Here is a 17,434-nt window from a genome sequence, read left to right as displayed (position 1 = left end):
CATGACTCCTTCCGGCACCGGCGCAGGAGCGGTCCTGTACGCATTCACGCTCGGGCTCGTCGCTGCCGTGAACCCCTGCGGATTCCCGATGCTCCCGGCCTACCTCGCACTGTTTTGCGGCAACCGTCCCGGCCGCCTGGGATCCGGGACGGCCCGGGCCCTGCTCGCCGGGGCCAGTGTCAGCGCAGGGTTCGCGGTGGTGTTCGGCGTCCTCGGGTTCCTCTTCGAAGCCGGGGCCCGGCTCGCGACAGGCTGGCTGCCTCCGATCATGGCCGCAGTGGGCCTGCTGATGGCCGTCGCCGGAGTGTCCACCCTGTTCGGCCACCCACCGGTCCTGCGCCTTCCCGCCCCGCGGATGCGCGCCGGAAGGTCGATTCTGGCCATGGCCCTTTACGGGGTGGCATACGCGACCGGGTCCCTGAGCTGCTCGCTGCCGCTGTTCCTGGCCGCGGTCGCCGGGTCATTCACCGGCCAGGGCTTCTTCGGCGGACTCCTGAGCTACCTTGCCTACGCGCTAGGCATGGCCTTGTTCGTCACCGCCGCCGCCGTCGTCGCGATGGTCCTTGGCGCCGCCGCAGTGCGGCGCATCGGGGCCGCCGGACGCTGGCTTGGGCTGATCTCGGGAATCACTTTGACCCTCTCGGGCGCCTATCTGGCCTATTACTGGCTGACCGAGCTGCTGGATCCGGTGGGGGTCTCGACCGTCACGGCTTCCGTTCAAGGAGCTTCCGGCTGGCTTGCCTCCCTCATCGGCGCGGCACCGGCCCTGTCCGCGCTGGTGCTGGGCGTCCTCGTGCTCGGCCCGATCGCCTTGATCATCCGCCGGATCCTCACCGAGCCGCACCCTCAACCAGCGCCGCAGCATCCACCTGCAGCACCAACGACCACGTCCCAACAGGAGAAAGGGAACACCGGACCATGAGAACCGCCCCGCCATCCACCGATCCAGCCACGAACAGGCGCCGGCTGATCGCAGCCGCGATCTGGGCCATTGCCGGCCTCGCCATCGCCGCGTCCGTTGCCGGAATCTTCCTGGTGGCCCCGTCCAAGCCAGGCACGACGGCGGCCACCCCGGCCCCCGTGACGGTCGAACCGGGCATCGACGCCGCCACGGCCCGACTCCTGCAGCTGGACGTTCTGCACCCCCCGCTGGATAACGCCCCGGATTTCACCCTCACCGCGCAGGACGGCAAGCCAGTCAGCCTCTCCCAATACCGTGGAAAGTCCGTCGTGCTCTCCTTCAACGACGGCCAATGCCAGGACCTGTGCACTCTCCTGGCCCAGGACGTCACCGAGGCCAACCGCGACTTGGGCGCTGCCGCGGCCGACGTCGTCTTCCTCTCCATCAACGCCAACACTGCGCATCCGGCGGTCGGGGACGTCAAGGCCTGGACCGAGGACCATGGACTCGCCTCCGAGACCAACTGGGTCTTCGGCACCGGAACTCCCGATCAACTCACGGCCGTGGCCGCGAAATACCACGTACCGATAGGCGTCGACCCGCAGACCCATGACGTTGTCCACGGATCCGAACTGTTCTTCATCAATCCCGCAGGCAAGGAAGCGGCGATCGGGCAATTCGGCACCGAATCCGCGAACACGGCCCTCTTCGCCCACGGCATGGCCCAAATGGCCGTGGACCTCGTTCCCGGACGTCCCGGTGCCACGGTCGGCGGGCCCGCATCCTCCAGTGCCACCGCGGCGAAACCCGCCGAACTGGGGCAAGCCGCCCCCGGCTTCACCCTGCCGAGGCTGGGCAACCCAGGAACCCGGACCTCCCTGGACGGAACGAAAGGCAAATACACGGTCGTCAATTTCTGGGCCAGCACCTGCACCGCCTGCACGCAGGAAATGCCCGATCTCCAACAAGCCCACCAGGACCTGGGATCCTCCACAGCATTCCTGGGCATCGACGTCGCAGACCCAGCCGGCCAGGCAACGGACCTGGCCGCACGCAGCGGCACCACCTACCCGCTGCTGGCCGACACCAACGGAACCACCGCCGGGGCCTACCAAATATCAGGCCTGCCGTTCACCGCCATCATCGCCCCGGACGGAACACTGCTCGTCCGCCACCCCGGAACGTTCACCGCCGAACAGCTCGAATACGTCCTGCACACCCTGGAAAACAACCCACAATAACGACAGGCCCGCACGGGCATGGATCGCTCAATCAGCGGCAGGAGCCCCCATGGCGATGCGGTTCCGATAAGGCCACACCTGGTCCTCGATGTAACAACCCTGCGGGTCGCTCCTGGGGTGGTGACTCTGAGCCTGCTGATTCTGTTCTGCTTTTCCTCGAGCCGCACCCGATCGCCCTACAACGGCTGGTGGTGGGTTGCCTTGCTGCTTTTCCTTCTGGGGAACATCGCGTTCCTTTCAAGGGAACGGAACAGCAGATCTGGAACAACGAGACGGCGCGCCTCCCGGCCGCCTCCACCACAGGCCGCCAGCGTCGCTCGAATTCCGGCAGGGCCGGCCCGATCCGCCTGCGCGAGGCCACCGGTCCCACGATGTCCCGCGGCAGCGCGGCACCGGCGATAGCGAGCGAGCCGCCTTGGCCAGCCAGAAGCGACACGGCTCCACAGGCGTCGCCCAGGAGAACAGTCCGCCCGTCAGGGGGACCTTGGCCCCTGTTGGAGTGGCTGGCCCGGTCGTACACTAAGAGCGCCTGCAGGTAACCATCAGATGACGCCGGGTTGTTCAGGACATGAGAATGTCCGAGCCTTCTCTTAGCGAGATCGCGAAGGTACCTGCAGGTTCTGCGGGTAAGACTGCAGGGCGGTCCCGGAGCGACATTAGCCGCGGGGCTCAAGCGACCGTTCATAAAGGACGCCGACACTGGGAAATTTGGCTCTTGCGTCACCAGAAAATCAGGCGTAACACTGTTAGTACGTTCTTCGAAAGAAGAACGGGAACGGACAACAGGGGAACCCTGGAACACACAGTGGATCTGATCCGCCTTGGTCTGCCGGTGACGAGGCAGGAAGCACCAGGACTCCGCAAGTTCGGGAGATGATGTTCGTCATAACAGAATCAAAACAGTCGAAGCCCCTTCAGCATTGCTGGTGGGGCTTCCCCTAGTACTACCCTTCAACGTCCAACTCCTGAGCCCCACAAGCCGACATTCGCCGCCCCACATCGGGGACTTGCCCGGCCAGAGTCGAATGCCGGTCCTGACCGTCCTGGTCAGCTTCTGCCGCGGCGAAACCTACCGCCTGGCGAATTACTCTGACCCGTCAACCCCAACAATGGCTCATCGTCGGGGCCTTTCGCCCCTACAGCACGGATGGGTCACGGCAGATACTGGGCATGGGCCTCTTTTCGGACCTAATGCCGAAGCCGGTTCCACGGTCACAATGAAAGGACACCACGATGGCACGATGCGACGTTTGTGGAAACGACGATCCAAGGACTTTCACGGTCACCAGGGCTGACCAAAAGGGCACGTTCGACAGCTTCGAATGTGCCATCCATATGATGGCACCGGCGTGCGAACATTGTGGCTGCCGGTTGTTGGGACACGGCGTCGAGACCGACGAAGGAATCTATTGCTGCGAGCATTGCGCGCGCGAAGCGGGAGCACAGCATCGGGAAAGATCCCATGCCAATACTGACCTCGTTGTTCCGGCCGGCCCGCCGTCTGAAAGCCGGCAGGAATGACAGAAAACATCACCGTCTGCCCGCACTGCGCAAAGTCAAACAGGGTTCCGTCCAGCGCCGGCGGCCAGCCGCGATGCGGGCACTGCCATCAGTTGTTGCCTTGGATCGTTGCCGCCAGCGACGGCGACTTCGCCGAAGTCGCCGAGGGGGCAACTCTTCCGGTACTTGTCGACTTCTGGGCTGTGTGGTGCGGCCCGTGCCGGACAGTCAGCCCGGTGCTCGATCAATTGGCGCGGGAACGGGCCGGAAGGGTGAAACTCGTCAAAGTCGACGTGGACAACTCCCCCCATCTGGCTTGGCGTTTCGGCATTCAGTCGGTGCCCACGCTCATGATCCTGATCGGCGGAAAGGTCCTCGCGTGCCGCGCCGGGGCCGCACCGGCAGCAGCCCTGCGCTCATGGATTAATGGCGTTCTTTCCCAAAATCACATAGTCAGCAAGAGTGGCTGAGTCTGCAGGACCGGGTCCGCGATCTGGAAACGGCCCAAACCTCAGCGACGTACTTCCAGACGCCCATTACAGCGGCGTCCGGCAGGCTCGATCAACCCGTCCCGGGCCATAGCCGGGCATCAAAACCATCCGGGCAGGGGTTCCTCGCACGGCAGGGGATCGAGTTCGGCAAGATGGCCGCCGTCCGGGCTGCACCCCTTGAACGGGCCGTCAACCGAGAGCAGCACCGACATGTGATGGTCCGCGTGGTCGCGCCACCACACGCTCATGCCTGTGGTTTCGTCGAGGCGCAAGAATTCCCACGCACGCCACAATGCATCCAAACGACTGATTGCTTCGGCATGCTTCCACCATTGCGGGCACCAAATCACACCGCCGCCGACAATGAACTTCCTGCGATAGGTTGTGGCCAGATTGTCGCTGACAAACTCGGCAACATTTGAATAGAACATGGGCTATTCTCCCATCAACGACACCCCATTCCTAAGCACCGACCACACCGTGATGGTGATACATCTCGGGATCGGAAAGAAGACGCGAGAACCGATGGCAGCCATTCGAGATCCTCAGAACCTGGCCGCCGGAAGGAAGCAATAAGAGATTCGCAGGCAAGGCAGTGGATCCTCGGTACTGGCCAGAAGAAGCAGCAGGGACGTGCCGCCGGTGGTCGGGCACCCCTTAGCCGGTTGCGTATCGAAGCGGATCTTTTGGATCCCCGCTAGTTTGTCATCTGTGCCGCGCTTCGTGATCTCGTTTCCAATCACTTCGCGCTGGGCCGCGATCGCGTCTGTCGCGCGCTTTTCAACTCGGCTTCAGTCTCGTCAAGCTCCATATCTTCCCCGCTCAGGTCAGTCACATCAATCTCAAAGCCCACAAAAATTCCGAACGTATTGTGCTTCTTGATGGCGTCGTCCCCGCCGTCGGCCGACGGCAGCAAGATCACTGCCAGGGCTAAGAGTCTTTCCTCGTCCAACTCCTCAGTTAGAACTGCCCCTCGAGCAGTGAGAAGAGAATGACCTCGCCACCTCGCCGGACTTCTCTTCTGGGGTGCGGAACTGCTGCGACTGAACCCTGGCTGCAACTTCCATCATTCGCCCTGGGTCCCCAATGAGCTTTTGATAGTCGAGACGCGAAAGCACATTCGCAACGCTGTTGTTTTCAGTTCACGGTAGAGGCCCGGAAGGAGTTCGGGGATCCTGTCATCGCGACCTCCTTAGCCCTTAGGATCAGTTGGTTAGAGCGAAGGACTGAACATATTTTGGACTCGGCAACTTTTTCGTTGCCGAGTCCAGCTATTTCCAGACGTTCCCCCTGCCGGGGAACGTCTGGAATTGCGACACTTGATGTCAGGCTGGGGTCTAGGAGTTTCACAAGTCGTTGCCAGAGAAGGAAGCGATGAGCCCTATTCTGACAGCTCCACACCAATCACCTGACGTCCAGCTGGGGTGCGGGCTCTGAGGACCTTCCGCCCCGTCAATTCAGGTGACTGATGCCTCCCCCGTGTTTTGGCCATGTCCACAAGTTGGTTGGCCGTTGGGCGGCTCCGCTGACGCCGGCCAGCGGCCCACGCGCTACATCCCTCGTGCCGCGTGTGAAGAGGAGAGCCGGCATGCCGATTCTCTGCGCCGAGGAACGGATCGAGTGTGCCGCGCATCAACGCCCAAGGAAGATCAAATGGGCTAGCATGTTGGTTATTCACCAAACTCACCATACTCGCCAAATTAACCAAATTCACCCCGATTCACTTGTTTCCTGGAGGAAGTAGCGTGCCCACGACGGAGAACCCGTTTCGACCCACGGCCGGCGCCACACCACCCGAGGTCATCGGCCGTTCCGGGCTTCTGGACGAATTCGAGTACGGGTTGGAACTTGGCTCGGGCGCGCCAGGCTTGCTGTCCATCTTCACCGGCGCCCGAGGCATCGGCAAGACCGTCATGCTCGGCGCAGCCCACGACGTTGCCCGCGAACACGGATGGGCCGTCATCGCCGAGACTGCCACCACTGCGTTCATGGGCCGCATTGGGGAGAAGATGCGTAGATTGACTCAGGAACTGGCCGACCAGCCCGAATCGCGCCGCCGCATCACAGGATTATCGATCGCCGGCTTCAGCATCACCTCGCAGCTGACACCCGAACGCCAGGTCGACTGGCGGGAACTGGGAGAAGCTCTGCTGGCGCTCCTGAACGAACATGGCACGGGCCTGCTGATCACGGTGGATGAGATTCACGCAGCTGACCGCGCCGAGCTTGCCCAGCTTGCTGCCAACGTTCAGCACTTCATCCAGGATCGGCTGCCCATCGCGTTGATCTTCGCGGGATTGCCCTCAGCGGTATCAGACCTGCTGAACGAAGGTGTAGCGACATTCCTTCGAAGGGCCGACAAAATCGACTTGCATGCCCCGGCCGTGCGCGACGTCGAGAAGTCCTACACCGGCACGTTCGCCGCCGCTGGCATCAGTATCCCGCCGGAACAGATCCAGAAGGCAGCAGCTGCCACGGGCGGCTACCCCTTCCTGATCCAACTCATCGGCTACTTCCTCTGGCGTGAAGCTGAGAAGGAAAACGGCCCGCTCTCCCCCGACGCAGTCGACAGAGCGATCGCCGCCGGCATCCGGCGCAACGAACGCGTTGTCATCGAAGCAGCCCTCGCAACCGCCTCAGCCAAGGACCGCGAATTCCTCCATGCAATGTCCACCGATGACGGGCCGTCGACGACCGCGGACATCATTCACCGAACCGGGTCCCGACCAACCCTGGTTGCGAAATACAGGAACCGCCTCATCGATGCAGGACTCGTCGAATCAACCGGGCACGGAAAGGTTGACTACGCCATTCCTGGGCTGCGGGAGTACCTCCGCAAGAACCCCGGCTCCTGAGTCCGTAAGGATACTCCCGTGGTCAAAAGCGCTCTGGACTACCGACACGACAGTGAGCAAATTGGGAAAGCACCCACGAAAGACGGTATTTCGCCAGCGACCGGCTCCCGGAATGAGCGAAGCCCCGGTCAAATAGCGGTTGACCGAAGCTCCACGAAGATCTTCCCCGGGCCGCCTTGAGGTTTGCTGGGAAGGCTGAGCGTGTCCCCAAGCACAACCACGCTCAGGCCATAAAGGGGACTGTCTTAGCCCTCGCACTCGATGCAGTATGCGTGTCCGTCGCTTTCACGAGCGAGTTGGGACCGGTGCCGAACCAGGAAACAGGAGTAGCAGGTGAACTCATCTTCCGCTTGAGGAACTACTTGGACGACCAGCTCTTCGGAGATAAATTCTCCGCCTGGCGTGAGGCCCTCATCGAGGGCATCAGCTTCGTCGAGTTCGTTGACGACGCTGCGGGCATCCGGGGCGGCGGCGGACTGCAGAGCCTCCAGGGAGCGGTCTTGGGATTCCTTGACGTCGGAACGGACTTCGTCATAGTCGGTTGCCACTTGTTGGTTCTCATTCCTTACGGTCGTTGAAACTCGTCACTCTGACGACTCTGAAACGTTCACCACGATGCACTCGTTCCCTCGGTCGACGATCGGCTTGGCACCATCGACCGGCCCGCTCAACTGCACTATCGGTTCAAAGCACGCCCCAGCCGGCTGCGCCTTCGGCGCGGGCCAGTACAAGGATGCCGTTGACGGCGCCCTTGTGTCCGAGCGCGCAGACCAGGACCGGCCCGGCTTCTCGGCGACCGCGAGGTCCTCGTCCTCGTCCGTGAAATCCACTCGAGCGAAAACATGACGAGGAAGCACTACCTCCAGAAGACACACGAGGCGCCGGATAACACCTCGCTGCTCGAGGCGTTCGGCAATTAGTTCAAAACGTTTCCAGTGGGTGGCTACCTTGGAACCCCAAAAGTAAAAAGAGCCCCTGAACTGCGTTTCCGCAGCTCAGGGGCTCTTTTCGGTAGGGCTACTCGGACTTGAACCGAGGACCTTAGGATTATGAGTCCCGCGCTCTAACCAGCTGAGCTATAGCCCCGAGTCGGCCAGGGGCCGCCTTGTCAGCGTCCTCCCGGCCAAAACACTCTAGCAAAACTATTCGGCTCCCAACGCCAAGCTGGGGTCAAGCCGATCCGCGTGGCTAGATGACCTTGTCCTCGTAGCCCGCTCCGCGGTAGAGGTCCTCGAACGTCTGGAGAGTGCCTTGGATGCTGTGTGGTTCCACCATGGCGCGGCTCGCCTTGCCCATGGCTTCGAGTTCGCCGGCCGGCAGGCGGAAAAGCTCTGTGATCCTGGCTGCCAGCTCGTTGCTGTCCCCTGGCGTGAACAGGTGTCCGTTTTCGCCGTCGCGCACAAGGTGCGGCAGGGCCATCGCATTGGCGAGAAGAACCGGCGTCGACGCCGACATCGCCTCGAGCGTCACGAGGGACTGCAGTTCGGCGGTTCCGGGCATGCAGAACAGATCAGCTCGAAGGTATGCCTTCCTGAGTTCCTCATCGCTTGCGAGCCCCAGGAACTTGACCCGCCCGCTCAGGCCCAGGCGCTTGGCTTGTGCCTCCAATGCGGGACGGACCTCGCCGCCGCCGACGATCTCAAGATGCACCTTGAGTTCGGCGGGTGTCTTGGCGACCGCATCGATCAGGACGTCCACATGCTTTTCTTCAGCAAGGCGGCCGACGAAGAGAACGGTGGGGTCGGGATTCCGCTCGATCTCTTCGCCCGGCCCAAGTTCATAAGCGGCTGCGTCAATACCATTGGACAGAGGCAGGACCTTGCGAAGGAAAGCGTGCTGGTGCATGGCCTTCGCAGCGAGCGGCGTGGGGGTGGTGACGACGTCGGCCTGGCCCATGACTTTGCCCATGTCTTTCCACGACACCCGCCCGATGATGTCCTTGAACCACTGCGGGAACGGCAGGAACGGATTAAGGTTTTCGGGCATGAAGTGGTTGGTGGCGATGATCCGGATGCCGCGTTTCTTCGCCTCGTAGAGAACGTGCTCGCCGATCGAGTAGTGGCTCTGGATATGAACGACGTCGGGCTGGACCTTGTCGAAGAGCAGCCGAATGTCGTTCTTGATTTCCCAGGGGTAGCAGATGCGGAAGTATTCGTGCGTGAAGACTCCGTGGGACTTCAGGCGGTGGATCGTGCCTTCATCCCCGAATTCGGTGAAGCTCTTGCCGTTGTCCGCCCGGCAGGCCAGCACATGGACATTGTGTCCGCGCGCCTTCATGCCTTTGGCAAGCCGGTACCCGAACTGAGCAGCACCGTTGACCTGCGGGCGGTAGGTCTCGGCCGCAATCAGGATGGTGAGGGGTTTGTTGGTTTCGGGAACGGTCACGTGGAGAACTCCTGATGGTCACGGTGCGAACATCGCAAAAAGCCTGGCCCTGCGGTGTCTTCGCCGGTTGCCTGCCGCGGGTGTGCGGGGCACGGTTGTCGAACGTTGCCCTAGGCCTTCCGGCTTGCAGCCGCCTTCGCGTCACGCTTTCGCTTGGTGACCTCCGGATGGTGCCGGCTCAGGGCAATAACCCCCACGATAGCAAGGGAAGCGGCCACAGCCATGCCGATTGCAAGCACGGCGTGGACATCGGGACGAAGCTCACCCAAAATTGCGATCCCGATGGCAATTCCGACAATGGGGTCCACCACGGTCAACCCTGCGATCACCAAATCCGGCGGGCCGCCCGAGTAGGCACTCTGCACGAACCAGGAGCCGAGGCCGCCTGCCGCGGCAATGGCGACCACGGTGTACCACTGCACATTGAGCAGAAAGTGCCCGTTGGGGTCCAGCAGGTGCCGGCCGATGATACGTGTCAGGACCGCGACGAATCCGAACAGCACCCCGGCTCCCAGGATGTACACGAAAGCACTCAGGCGGTGACGGAACATGACGGCCAAGGTTCCGAAGAGCCCGACGGCGAGGGTCAACAGCAGCACGATGGTTATTTCGTCCTCGCCGCTGACGTGATGGTTCTCCTGGGTGGCGTTGACGGCCAACAGGACGAACATTGCCGAGCCGGTCACGCAGGCAGAGATCGCCACCACGGTGCCGCGGTTGATGCTGAGTCCCTGGTCCTTCGCGTTGACCACCGTGGTGATGACCAAGGCGATGGCGCCGATGGGCTGGACCACCGTCAAGGGTGCCGACACCAACGCAATGGCGTTCATGCCCATGCCCAAGGCAAGGAGCAGAAGGCCGAACATCCAGCGCGGATTTCGGAGGAGCCTCAGGAAACCATGGGAACTCAAGGCGAGGCCACCGGTATCGGCTTTGACCGCGCTGCCCTGCCGCTGGGCCCCAATGGCAAGGCAGAAGGCGCCGAGCACCGCAAGAAGGACTGCCAACCAGACCATCAGCTGCGGCCGCCGTCGTGGGCTTTGAGTTCTTTGCCCTTGCGGAGGATTGCCCAGAAATAGTTGTAGGCCGCCACCCAGTGTCCTGCCAGACCCAAGCCCAGGCAGATCCAGGCGATCACGAAATAGACACCGGCGAAGGGAACCGCGAGCTTGGAGAGGACCAGGAGGGGCGTGCCCAGAAGCAGGAACGCGGTGCGGATCTTCCCGATCCGGCTCACCGGGAGGTCGGGGTGGCTATGGAAATAGAACAACGAGGCTGTGGCCAGGACGACGTCGGGCACCACCAGGGCGGCCAGGTACCACCAATCCACCACCCCGGCGATGGCGAGCGTGACAGCGACCGTGATGAGTGCCAGGCGGTCTGCGACGGGATCGAGGATGCGGCCCAGTTTGGAGGTCTGGTTGAAACGCCGTGCGACGTAGCCATCCACCCAGTCGGTACCGCCCATGATGGCAAGAACCAGGACCGCGAAACCGTATTCCCTTTGCCAGAGCACCAGCCACACGAACAGCGGGACGCCCATGAAGCGCAAGACAGTCAGGAAATTGGGGACGGTGAAGATGAGATCGTGGTCGATCTGTGGCTGGCCCCGGCGTGCGCCTGCACCGATGAACTTCACCTGTCCCCCTTTCCGTAGTCCGCAGCTGACGCTGGTGATTGCCGTCCCGATTACTTGAACAGCTTCCGTAGGCCGACTGCGGCCACCGTGGCGGAAGCGGCGAAGAGCAATAGCGCCTTCCAGCGCGCGGCGAGCCGTTCCGGCAAGCCGGCCGGAACCTTCTCACTGAAATCTGTGAACTTGTCGGCAGCGAACCGGCGTCCGTCGTCGAACTTGTGCCCCGCAACGTCGAGGAGGACCTTTCCTTGGGTCTTGACGTCGAGCTCGACGCCGAGCTGATCGCGAACGTCGGCGAGATGCTCACGGCGCTGCTCCAGACGGCGGAGCAGCTCGGCTTCGCTCGGGGCGGGGGGCTGCTCGGCTTTGCGTGCTTCTTCCTTGGCGGCCTTTTCGGCCTTGGCCTTCTCTGCCGCAGCGGCCTTCGCTGCTTCCGCCGCCTTGTATGCCTCCGACGACGGGTCAAGGACGCTCGCGTCGAACGACGTACCCTCCTTGACTATGCCCAGATCGTGCTTGATGCTCCGCATGGTCTTTTCGGGTACCAACGGCATGGCCGCCTTGAACGCACGGAAGGCGACAAGGGCTCCGATGAGAATGATCACAAGGAACGCCGCCGCCACCACAAGCGCAGCCAGCCACGGGGGCATGACGGTGGCCAGGCCCAAGATTGCCGCCACCACCAGGGCAATGACAAGCAAGGACAAAAAGACCAGCGCAACGCCAACGAACGCGCCGGCAACTCCCAGGTGCTTTCCCTTGCCCTTGAGCTCGAGCTTGGCCAAGCTGATTTCGTCGTTGAGCTGCCTCGGCGCGAGCCGGGCTGCAAGCTTCAGGGTATTCGGCAACGCCGAAATGCCCGGGCGTTGGCCGGCCCGGCCGCTGTGACGTCCACTCATAGGTCCCGCCTCACTGCTTCCTTCTTGCTCCTACCCGCTCCTGCACGCACACGATGACAACCGCCCACGCGCACCTGTCCACAAAACTACCATTCAGCCTCAGCCTCAACTTCCGGGACAGGCCTGCGGCGCGCCCCGCTATCGCTGATAAATATGATCTGTGGCACATAGGATTGATAATCGTGAACACTCCCCCTGTACCGGGCGATTCCCTCAGTCGACGCGAAAAACTCCTCTATATCCTGCTGCTTGGCGCCTTGACCGCGTTGGGTCCATTTACCGTGGATCTCTACCTACCGGCGTTTCCCGCCCTCGAGCGTCATTTCGACGTATCAGCGGCTGCGATCCAACTCACACTGACCGGCACCACGGTGGGCTTCGCAATCGGTCAATTGGTGGTGGGCCCGTTCAGCGACAAGTTCGGACGCCGCATGCCCTTGATCCTGGCCACCGCACTGCACATCGGGTCTTCCCTCGGCGCAGCGCTGTCCACGGATATCAGCACGCTTGCCCTGTTCCGCGTCCTGATGGGCGTGGGTGCCGCCGGCGGGGGCGTGGTGGCCATGGCCATGGTCAGGGACCTCTTCGCCGGCTATGCGATGGTGCGGATGTTCTCCCGGATGTCCTTGGTGAATGGCCTGGCGCCCATCCTGGCTCCGATCATCGGTTCACAACTGCTTTTGGTAGTGCCATGGCCCGGGATCTTCTATTTCCTGGCGAGCTACGGATTCCTGGTAATCATTGCCGCAGTGTTCCTCATTCGGGAAACGTATCCCGCTGAGCTCCGCCGGCAGACGACCTCGACGGCGGCCCAACGCTACAGGGCCGTGTTCGCCGACCGGATTTTCGTCGGGATGCTCCTCGTAGGCGGGTTCAACTTCGGCGGCCTGTTTGCCTACCTTTCCGCGTCCACTTTCCTGTTCCAACAGGTCTACAACTTCTCACCTCAGGAATACGGCCTGCTGTTTGGTGTCAACTCGCTGGGCATCGTCGCCGGCGTCCAGATCAGTTCCAGGGTTATCCGACGGGTGGCACCCCAATGGATCATCGCTTTTGCCACAGTCTGGATGCTGCTGATGGCAGTGTTGATCGTGGTGTTCGACCTGCTCCACTTCGGCCTATGGGGCGTCATGGTCCCGCTGTGGTTCTACATCCTCGCCACCGGATTCATGTTCCCCTGCGTCCAGGTGATTGCCCTGGCCAACCATGGTGCACAGGCCGGGACGGCAGCTTCCCTGCTGGGTGCCTCCAACTTCCTGATGGCCGGAATCATCCCGCCCGTGGTCGGCTGGCTTGGAGTCGGCTCAGCCATTCCCATGGGTGCCGTCCAGGCCGTGTGTCTCGCAGGCGCCGTGGCGGCGCTGTGGCTCGTCGTGCGGCCGCGGTCCGTCCCCTCCATCCACTGATGTTCGACGGCGGGCCGTCCGCAAGGCGAAGTAGGCTCAAGTCATGACGCGCAAACCGCACCGCAACGGCAGGGGCCTTTTCCTCGGAGCGATGCTTGGCGCCGTCGTCGGCTTCCTGCTGGGCCGCGGGGCCGGAAACCCTGTGTTCGGAGCCCTGCTGGGCGCGGTGATCGGTTCAGCACTCCTCTACCGGATCAATCCCGGGCCGTGGAAAAAGGACTAGGGGCCTTCCGTTGCTGCGGGGCCTGTTGCCGGTCATGGCCCGGCGATAAAGTTGAGATGTGCCCCGTTGGCAGGAACTGCAGCCTATTCCAGCTCCATGGCAGCGCAAGGATGATGGCATCCTGCCGCTGTGGTGGGATCGTCTATGCACGGTGACCAGCCCGCAATCGGCAGCCCTCTATGCGGCCGGCCTCTTCACGGAGGACCGCCGCCGCCCGATTGCGCAATGGTTCAATCCGAGCAACGGCGCGGCCCTGCTCGTGGCTCCCGAGACCTCTCCCGAATGGCCTGTCCAGCGCTTCGGAATCTTCTACGCACCCCCAGGGGGCGGATTCACCCGAGTCCACTCCGCCGCCCACGAATGGCACCCGAGGGAACCGCGGACCCCGCCCACCGAAGATGACGCCTTCCAGTCCGCCGTGGCTGAGGCAGCGAGGTTCCTCCAGGTGGAGATGGACTTTGTCTGAAGTCGTGACGGCGGAATTCTGCCCGTTCGAATAATCGCGCAAAATCAGGCAAAACGAAGCAAAAAACAGGCCCCGCACCAGATAAAACCGGTGCGGGGCCTTTCGCGCTCCTCCGACTGGACTTGAACCAGTAACCCTTCGATTAACAGTCGAATGCTCTGCCAATTGAGCTACGGAGGAATGAAGCGGTTATGACTTTAGCAAAGGTTTTGCCTCAAGTGAAATCGAGCCCCGGGCACTGCGGGAAGGACGGCAAGATACCCCTCCCGGGTATCTTCGATGGTGCCATGCCGACTCCCTCCCCGAGGATAGGATGGTCCGGCGCGCGCGAGGCGCTCACGATCCGCGCACGGGGCTCGCGAGGTGCGTCCACGGCGCATCCGTGACGCACAGGAACAGAAGGAAGCATGTCGAAGAACTGGTCAGCCGAGGACAACGTGAAGGAAGTTGCCGAGGACGTCTTTTTCGTCCAAGGCCCGGCAGTCAATTGGACCATCCTCACGCGGGGCGAAGAATTCACCCTCATTGACACGGGCTATCCCGGGAACTGGCCGCTGCTCCAATCCAGCGTGAATTTCCTGGGACTGGCCATGGAAAATGCCGCCGGAGTTCTCCTGACGCATGGCCACTCTGACCACATCGGCAATGCGGCGAGAATATCCGCAATGGGCATTCCGGTATTCGCGTCCCAGGCGGAGTTGCCGAACATCCGCCGGGAGGTCCTCGAGCAGGTCACCATCAAGGATCTCGGTGTGCGGATGCTCCGGCCCAGGGTCGGCGCGTGGGCCCTGCACGCCGTCCGATCCGGGGGCCTGTCCGACGTCGCGGTCCCGGGCGTCGCTGCGATGACCCCGGACACCCTGGACGCGCTCCCGGGATCTCCCCGGATCATTGCCACGGCAGGGCACACCAGCGGCCACGCGTCTTTCTTCATCCCTTCAGCCAAAGCCGTGGTCACCGGGGACGCGCTCGTCACAGGCCACGCCGTCAGTCCGGCCTGCGGGCCACAGCTGTTGCCCGCCGTCTTCCATCACCTCCCGGCGCAGACCGTGGCCAGCATAGGGATACTCGGGGAGTTGGGCGCCGAAACGATCCTCCCGGGCCATGGACCGTTGATGAGCGTGCCCGACGGGACAATCGAGCTCGTCTCTGACGGCACGTACTCCCCTTTCGGCTGAGTCGGCGGCCCTTCCGGCCGGGTACGCGCACCGCAGCCTGAGTGGACGAGTGGAAGACCCGGTCCGACACATAGACGCCAAAAATCCCCGCCCTCTGCTGAGGACGGGGATTTTTGAGTAAAGCTCCTCCGACTGGACTTGAACCAGTAACCCTTCGATTAACAGTCGAATGCTCTGCCAATTGAGCTACGGAGGAATGAAGCGTGTACAAGCCTAACAAAGGGCTGACGGGAAACGAAATCGGCGCCGGGGAGGCCCTAGCTGTCCATGCGCAGGGCGCGGCGCTGCATTTCCAGCTGCATGAGTTCCCGGTTGAGGCGTTGGAACTCTTCCGGCTGGGCCGAGGCGTCCAGGCGCTGCAACTGGCCCATCTTGTCCGCTTTGACCCTGGTGATCTGCAGCTCGAAAAGCCGGGCCAAAATGTCGCGGCAATACCGCTGAAGCGCTTCGGGCGTGCTGGCGGGCAATGGAACCACGGCAAGCTCGGAAACCAGGCCCTGGAGCGGCTCCGGAACCTCCTGCCGGATCCCTTCCACCCAGGCCACAGGGTCCCCCGCGTGGACCAGCCCGGCAGCCCGGATGGCGGTGTGCACAGCTGAGTAGGCAGGAGTGACGAAGTGGCAGGCCTCAAACCGTTCCCAGGCTCCGCCGCCAAGGGCAGCCTCGCCCCCAAGGACGGCAGGGTTCTGGATGACCACTTCGAGCGCCTGCCGCTCCATGGCGGCGATGGGATCCCGGGGATCCGGCCGCATGAAGGCGATGTGGGCGTCCGACGGCGGTGCTGCCGCCGGTTGGCCGGCTTGGCCCGGCTGCGTGCCCTGCCCGTGCCCCGGCGTTCCTGGAGTGCCCGCAGTTCCCGCGGTGCCCGTTGCCGGTACGCCCGAGGCGGCACGTTTGGCGGCCAGGCCCACTGCGCGGCTGACTTCCTCGATGGGCATGCCGAGCCAGCCCGCCAACTCCCGCACATAGGCCGGACGGATGCCGGAATCCCTGATCTGGGCCACGACAGGGGCGGACTCCCGCAAGGCGGCCACCCGGCCTTCCACGGTGTCCAGGTTGTGGCGTTTAAGGGAGGCCCGGATGGCGAATTCGAAGAGGGGCCGGCGGGTGCCGATCAGGTCCCGGACGGCCGCGTCCCCCTTGAGCTGGCGCAAATCGCAGGGGTCGGCTCCGCTAGGTTCCACGGCAACATAGGTCTGGGCGACGAAACGCTGGTCCTCCTCAAAGGCGCGCAATGCCGCTTTCTGCCCGGCGGCGTCGCCGTCGAAGGTGAAGATGACCTCACCCCCGGTGCCGTCGTCGGACAGCAAACGGCGCGCGATCTTGATGTGGTCTGTGCCGAAGGCCGTACCGCAGGTGGCCACGGCGGTGCCGACGCCGGCAAGGTGGCAGGCCATGACGTCCGTATACCCCTCCACCACCACCAGTTGCCGGTCCTTGGCGATGTTCCGTTTGGCGAGGTCGATGCCGTAGAGGACCTGGGACTTCTTGTAGAGCACGGTCTCCGGAGTGTTCAGGTACTTCGGGCCCTGGTCGTCCTCGTAGAGCTTGCGGGCACCGAAGCCGATGGTGTCGCCGGCGATGTCCCGGATGGGCCAGATGAGCCGGCCCCGGAAGCGGTCGTAGATGCCCCTGTTGCCTTCGGAAAACATCCCCGTCAGCTTCAGCTCAGCATCCGTGAATCCGCGTCCCCGCAGGTGTTTCAGGAGCGAGTCCCAACCCTGTGGCGCATAGCCGACGCCGAACTGTTCGGCCGCGGTCCGATCGAAGCCGCGGCCGTGGAGGAAGTTCCGGCCCTCGGCGCCACCCGCAGTGAGAAGTTGGGCACGAAAGAACTCATCAGCGATCTTGTGGGCATCGAGCAGCCGTTGGCGCTTGCCTACCTCTTCGCGGTTGGGACCTGTGCCGCCGTCTTCATAGCGAAGCTCGTAGCCGATCCGGGCAGCGAGCTTCTCCACGGCCTCGTGGAAGGAACTGTGATCCATCTTCTGGACAAAGGAAATGGCATCGCCGTCTTCTCCGCAGCCGAAGCAATGGTACCGGCCTACTTGGGGACGGACTGTGAACGACGGCGAGCGCTCGTCGTGAAAGGGACAGAGACCTTTGAACGTGCCCAGGCCTGCGCCCTTGAGGGTGACGTAGCCGTCCACGACTTCCTTGATATCGGTGCGCTGGCGTACTTCGTCGATATCTTCACGTTTGATCAGGCCAGCCACGTCACCATCCTAGTCGCTCCGCACGGGCAACCGTGGG

General features: G+C 63.0%; 16 protein-coding genes and 3 tRNA genes. 8 read left to right on the top strand and 11 right to left on the bottom strand.

Annotation, left to right across the window (positions count from 1 at the left end; all coding sequences use genetic code 11):
- Window position 1 precedes the first annotated feature (1 nt).
- The 3 genes from OIT41_RS06710 to trxA all read left to right on the top strand — a co-directional run bounded on the left by OIT41_RS06710 (window position 2) and on the right by trxA (window position 4,112).
- Entirely contained in the window at window positions 2-922 is a 921-nt protein-coding gene (locus OIT41_RS06710) for a cytochrome c biogenesis CcdA family protein (protein WP_241707878.1), read from the top strand.
- Window positions 919-2,142 carry a redoxin domain-containing protein gene (locus tag OIT41_RS06705; RefSeq protein WP_264637620.1) on the top strand — a complete coding sequence of 408 codons (1,224 nt, stop codon included), beginning with the start codon at window positions 919-921 and terminating at the stop codon, window positions 2,140-2,142. The genes OIT41_RS06710 and OIT41_RS06705 overlap by 4 nt, the downstream gene beginning before the upstream one ends.
- A gap of 1,517 nt (window positions 2,143-3,659) precedes the next feature.
- Window positions 3,660-4,112: a thioredoxin gene (gene trxA / locus OIT41_RS06695; protein WP_264637619.1), complete on the top strand. Its 453-nt coding sequence runs from the start codon at window positions 3,660-3,662 to the stop codon at window positions 4,110-4,112.
- A gap of 119 nt (window positions 4,113-4,231) precedes the next feature.
- On the opposite strand, the gene OIT41_RS06690 is transcribed toward trxA, so the two are convergent.
- The gene (locus tag OIT41_RS06690) at window positions 4,232-4,564 is read right to left on the bottom strand and encodes a DUF4913 domain-containing protein (RefSeq protein ID WP_078105772.1); all 333 of its coding nucleotides are present in this window, start codon (window positions 4,562-4,564) and stop codon (window positions 4,232-4,234) included.
- A 308-nt stretch (window positions 4,565-4,872) separates the two neighbouring features.
- A complete protein-coding gene (locus OIT41_RS06685; protein WP_264637618.1) occupies window positions 4,873-5,055 on the bottom strand; it encodes a hypothetical protein in 183 nt (60 codons plus the stop codon).
- Between the two features lie 823 nt (window positions 5,056-5,878).
- Between OIT41_RS06685 and OIT41_RS06680 the strand changes: the two genes are divergently transcribed.
- Window positions 5,879-6,988, top strand: a complete 1,110-nt coding sequence (locus OIT41_RS06680) for an ATP-binding protein (RefSeq protein ID WP_241707882.1) — start codon at window positions 5,879-5,881, stop codon at window positions 6,986-6,988.
- 245 nt (window positions 6,989-7,233) lie between these two features.
- On the opposite strand, the gene OIT41_RS06675 is transcribed toward OIT41_RS06680, so the two are convergent.
- From OIT41_RS06675 to OIT41_RS06650, 6 genes are all read right to left on the bottom strand, one after another.
- Window positions 7,234-7,536 (bottom strand): DUF4193 domain-containing protein, encoded by a 303-nt coding sequence (locus tag OIT41_RS06675; RefSeq protein WP_078105775.1) that lies wholly within the window; start codon window positions 7,534-7,536, stop codon window positions 7,234-7,236.
- 464 nt (window positions 7,537-8,000) lie between these two features.
- Window positions 8,001-8,074: transfer RNA gene (locus tag OIT41_RS06670), tRNA-Ile, on the bottom strand.
- Window positions 8,075-8,176: 102 nt separating this feature from the next.
- Window positions 8,177-9,373, bottom strand: a complete 1,197-nt coding sequence (locus OIT41_RS06665) for a glycosyltransferase (RefSeq protein WP_264637617.1) — start codon at window positions 9,371-9,373, stop codon at window positions 8,177-8,179.
- Between the two features lie 110 nt (window positions 9,374-9,483).
- Window positions 9,484-10,389, bottom strand: a complete 906-nt coding sequence (locus OIT41_RS06660) for a DMT family transporter (protein ID WP_078105778.1) — start codon at window positions 10,387-10,389, stop codon at window positions 9,484-9,486.
- Window positions 10,389-11,012, bottom strand: coding sequence for a CDP-alcohol phosphatidyltransferase family protein (locus OIT41_RS06655; protein WP_264637616.1), 624 nt, complete (start codon window positions 11,010-11,012; stop codon window positions 10,389-10,391). The genes OIT41_RS06660 and OIT41_RS06655 overlap by 1 nt, the downstream gene beginning before the upstream one ends.
- A 50-nt stretch (window positions 11,013-11,062) precedes the next feature.
- On the bottom strand, window positions 11,063-11,908 hold the full coding sequence (locus tag OIT41_RS06650; RefSeq protein WP_264637615.1) for a phage holin family protein: 846 nt from the start codon (window positions 11,906-11,908) through the stop codon (window positions 11,063-11,065).
- A gap of 176 nt (window positions 11,909-12,084) precedes the next feature.
- On the opposite strand from OIT41_RS06650, the gene OIT41_RS06645 reads away from it, so the two are divergent.
- The 3 genes from OIT41_RS06645 to OIT41_RS06635 are packed head-to-tail and all read left to right on the top strand — an operon-like array spanning window position 12,085 to window position 14,003.
- Window positions 12,085-13,314: a multidrug effflux MFS transporter gene (locus OIT41_RS06645; protein ID WP_264637937.1), complete on the top strand. Its 1,230-nt coding sequence runs from the start codon at window positions 12,085-12,087 to the stop codon at window positions 13,312-13,314.
- A 43-nt stretch (window positions 13,315-13,357) separates the two neighbouring features.
- Complete coding sequence (locus tag OIT41_RS06640; protein ID WP_241707887.1) at window positions 13,358-13,537, top strand: glycine zipper domain-containing protein; 180 nt, start codon at window positions 13,358-13,360, stop codon at window positions 13,535-13,537.
- 58 nt (window positions 13,538-13,595) lie between these two features.
- A complete protein-coding gene (locus tag OIT41_RS06635) occupies window positions 13,596-14,003 on the top strand; it encodes a hypothetical protein (RefSeq protein ID WP_078105782.1) in 408 nt (135 codons plus the stop codon).
- Between the two features lie 107 nt (window positions 14,004-14,110).
- Here OIT41_RS06635 and OIT41_RS06630 read toward each other — a convergent pair.
- A tRNA-Asn gene (locus OIT41_RS06630) sits at window positions 14,111-14,183 on the bottom strand.
- Between the two features lie 227 nt (window positions 14,184-14,410).
- Here OIT41_RS06630 and OIT41_RS06625 point away from each other — a divergent pair.
- Entirely contained in the window at window positions 14,411-15,181 is a 771-nt protein-coding gene (locus tag OIT41_RS06625) for an MBL fold metallo-hydrolase (RefSeq protein ID WP_264637614.1), read from the top strand.
- Between the two features lie 123 nt (window positions 15,182-15,304).
- On the opposite strand, the gene OIT41_RS06620 is transcribed toward OIT41_RS06625, so the two are convergent.
- A tRNA-Asn gene (locus OIT41_RS06620) sits at window positions 15,305-15,377 on the bottom strand.
- Window positions 15,378-15,438: 61 nt separating this feature from the next.
- Window positions 15,439-17,397: a DNA primase gene (gene dnaG, locus OIT41_RS06615; protein ID WP_264637613.1), complete on the bottom strand. Its 1,959-nt coding sequence runs from the start codon at window positions 17,395-17,397 to the stop codon at window positions 15,439-15,441.
- Between the last annotated feature and the right edge of the window lie 37 nt (window positions 17,398-17,434).

It is taken from the genome of Arthrobacter sp. YA7-1 (assembly GCF_025960325.1).
Classification (GTDB): domain Bacteria; phylum Actinomycetota; class Actinomycetes; order Actinomycetales; family Micrococcaceae; genus Arthrobacter; species Arthrobacter bambusae_A.
Note: the sequence above shows the minus strand (reverse complement) of the source record. Positions and strands in the feature narration are given on the sequence as shown.

Coding starts and splice junctions, on each gene's coding strand:
- OIT41_RS06710 (WP_241707878.1), top strand. CDS start 2: ATGACTCCTTCCGGCACCGGCGCAGGAGCGGTCCTGTACGCATTCACG.
- OIT41_RS06705 (WP_264637620.1), top strand. CDS start 919: ATGAGAACCGCCCCGCCATCCACCGATCCAGCCACGAACAGGCGCCGG.
- trxA (WP_264637619.1), top strand. CDS start 3,660: ATGACAGAAAACATCACCGTCTGCCCGCACTGCGCAAAGTCAAACAGG.
- OIT41_RS06690 (WP_078105772.1), bottom strand. CDS start 4,564: ATGTTCTATTCAAATGTTGCCGAGTTTGTCAGCGACAATCTGGCCACA.
- OIT41_RS06660 (WP_078105778.1), bottom strand. CDS start 10,389: ATGGTCTGGTTGGCAGTCCTTCTTGCGGTGCTCGGCGCCTTCTGCCTT.
- OIT41_RS06650 (WP_264637615.1), bottom strand. CDS start 11,908: ATGAGTGGACGTCACAGCGGCCGGGCCGGCCAACGCCCGGGCATTTCG.
- OIT41_RS06640 (WP_241707887.1), top strand. CDS start 13,358: ATGACGCGCAAACCGCACCGCAACGGCAGGGGCCTTTTCCTCGGAGCG.
- OIT41_RS06625 (WP_264637614.1), top strand. CDS start 14,411: ATGTCGAAGAACTGGTCAGCCGAGGACAACGTGAAGGAAGTTGCCGAG.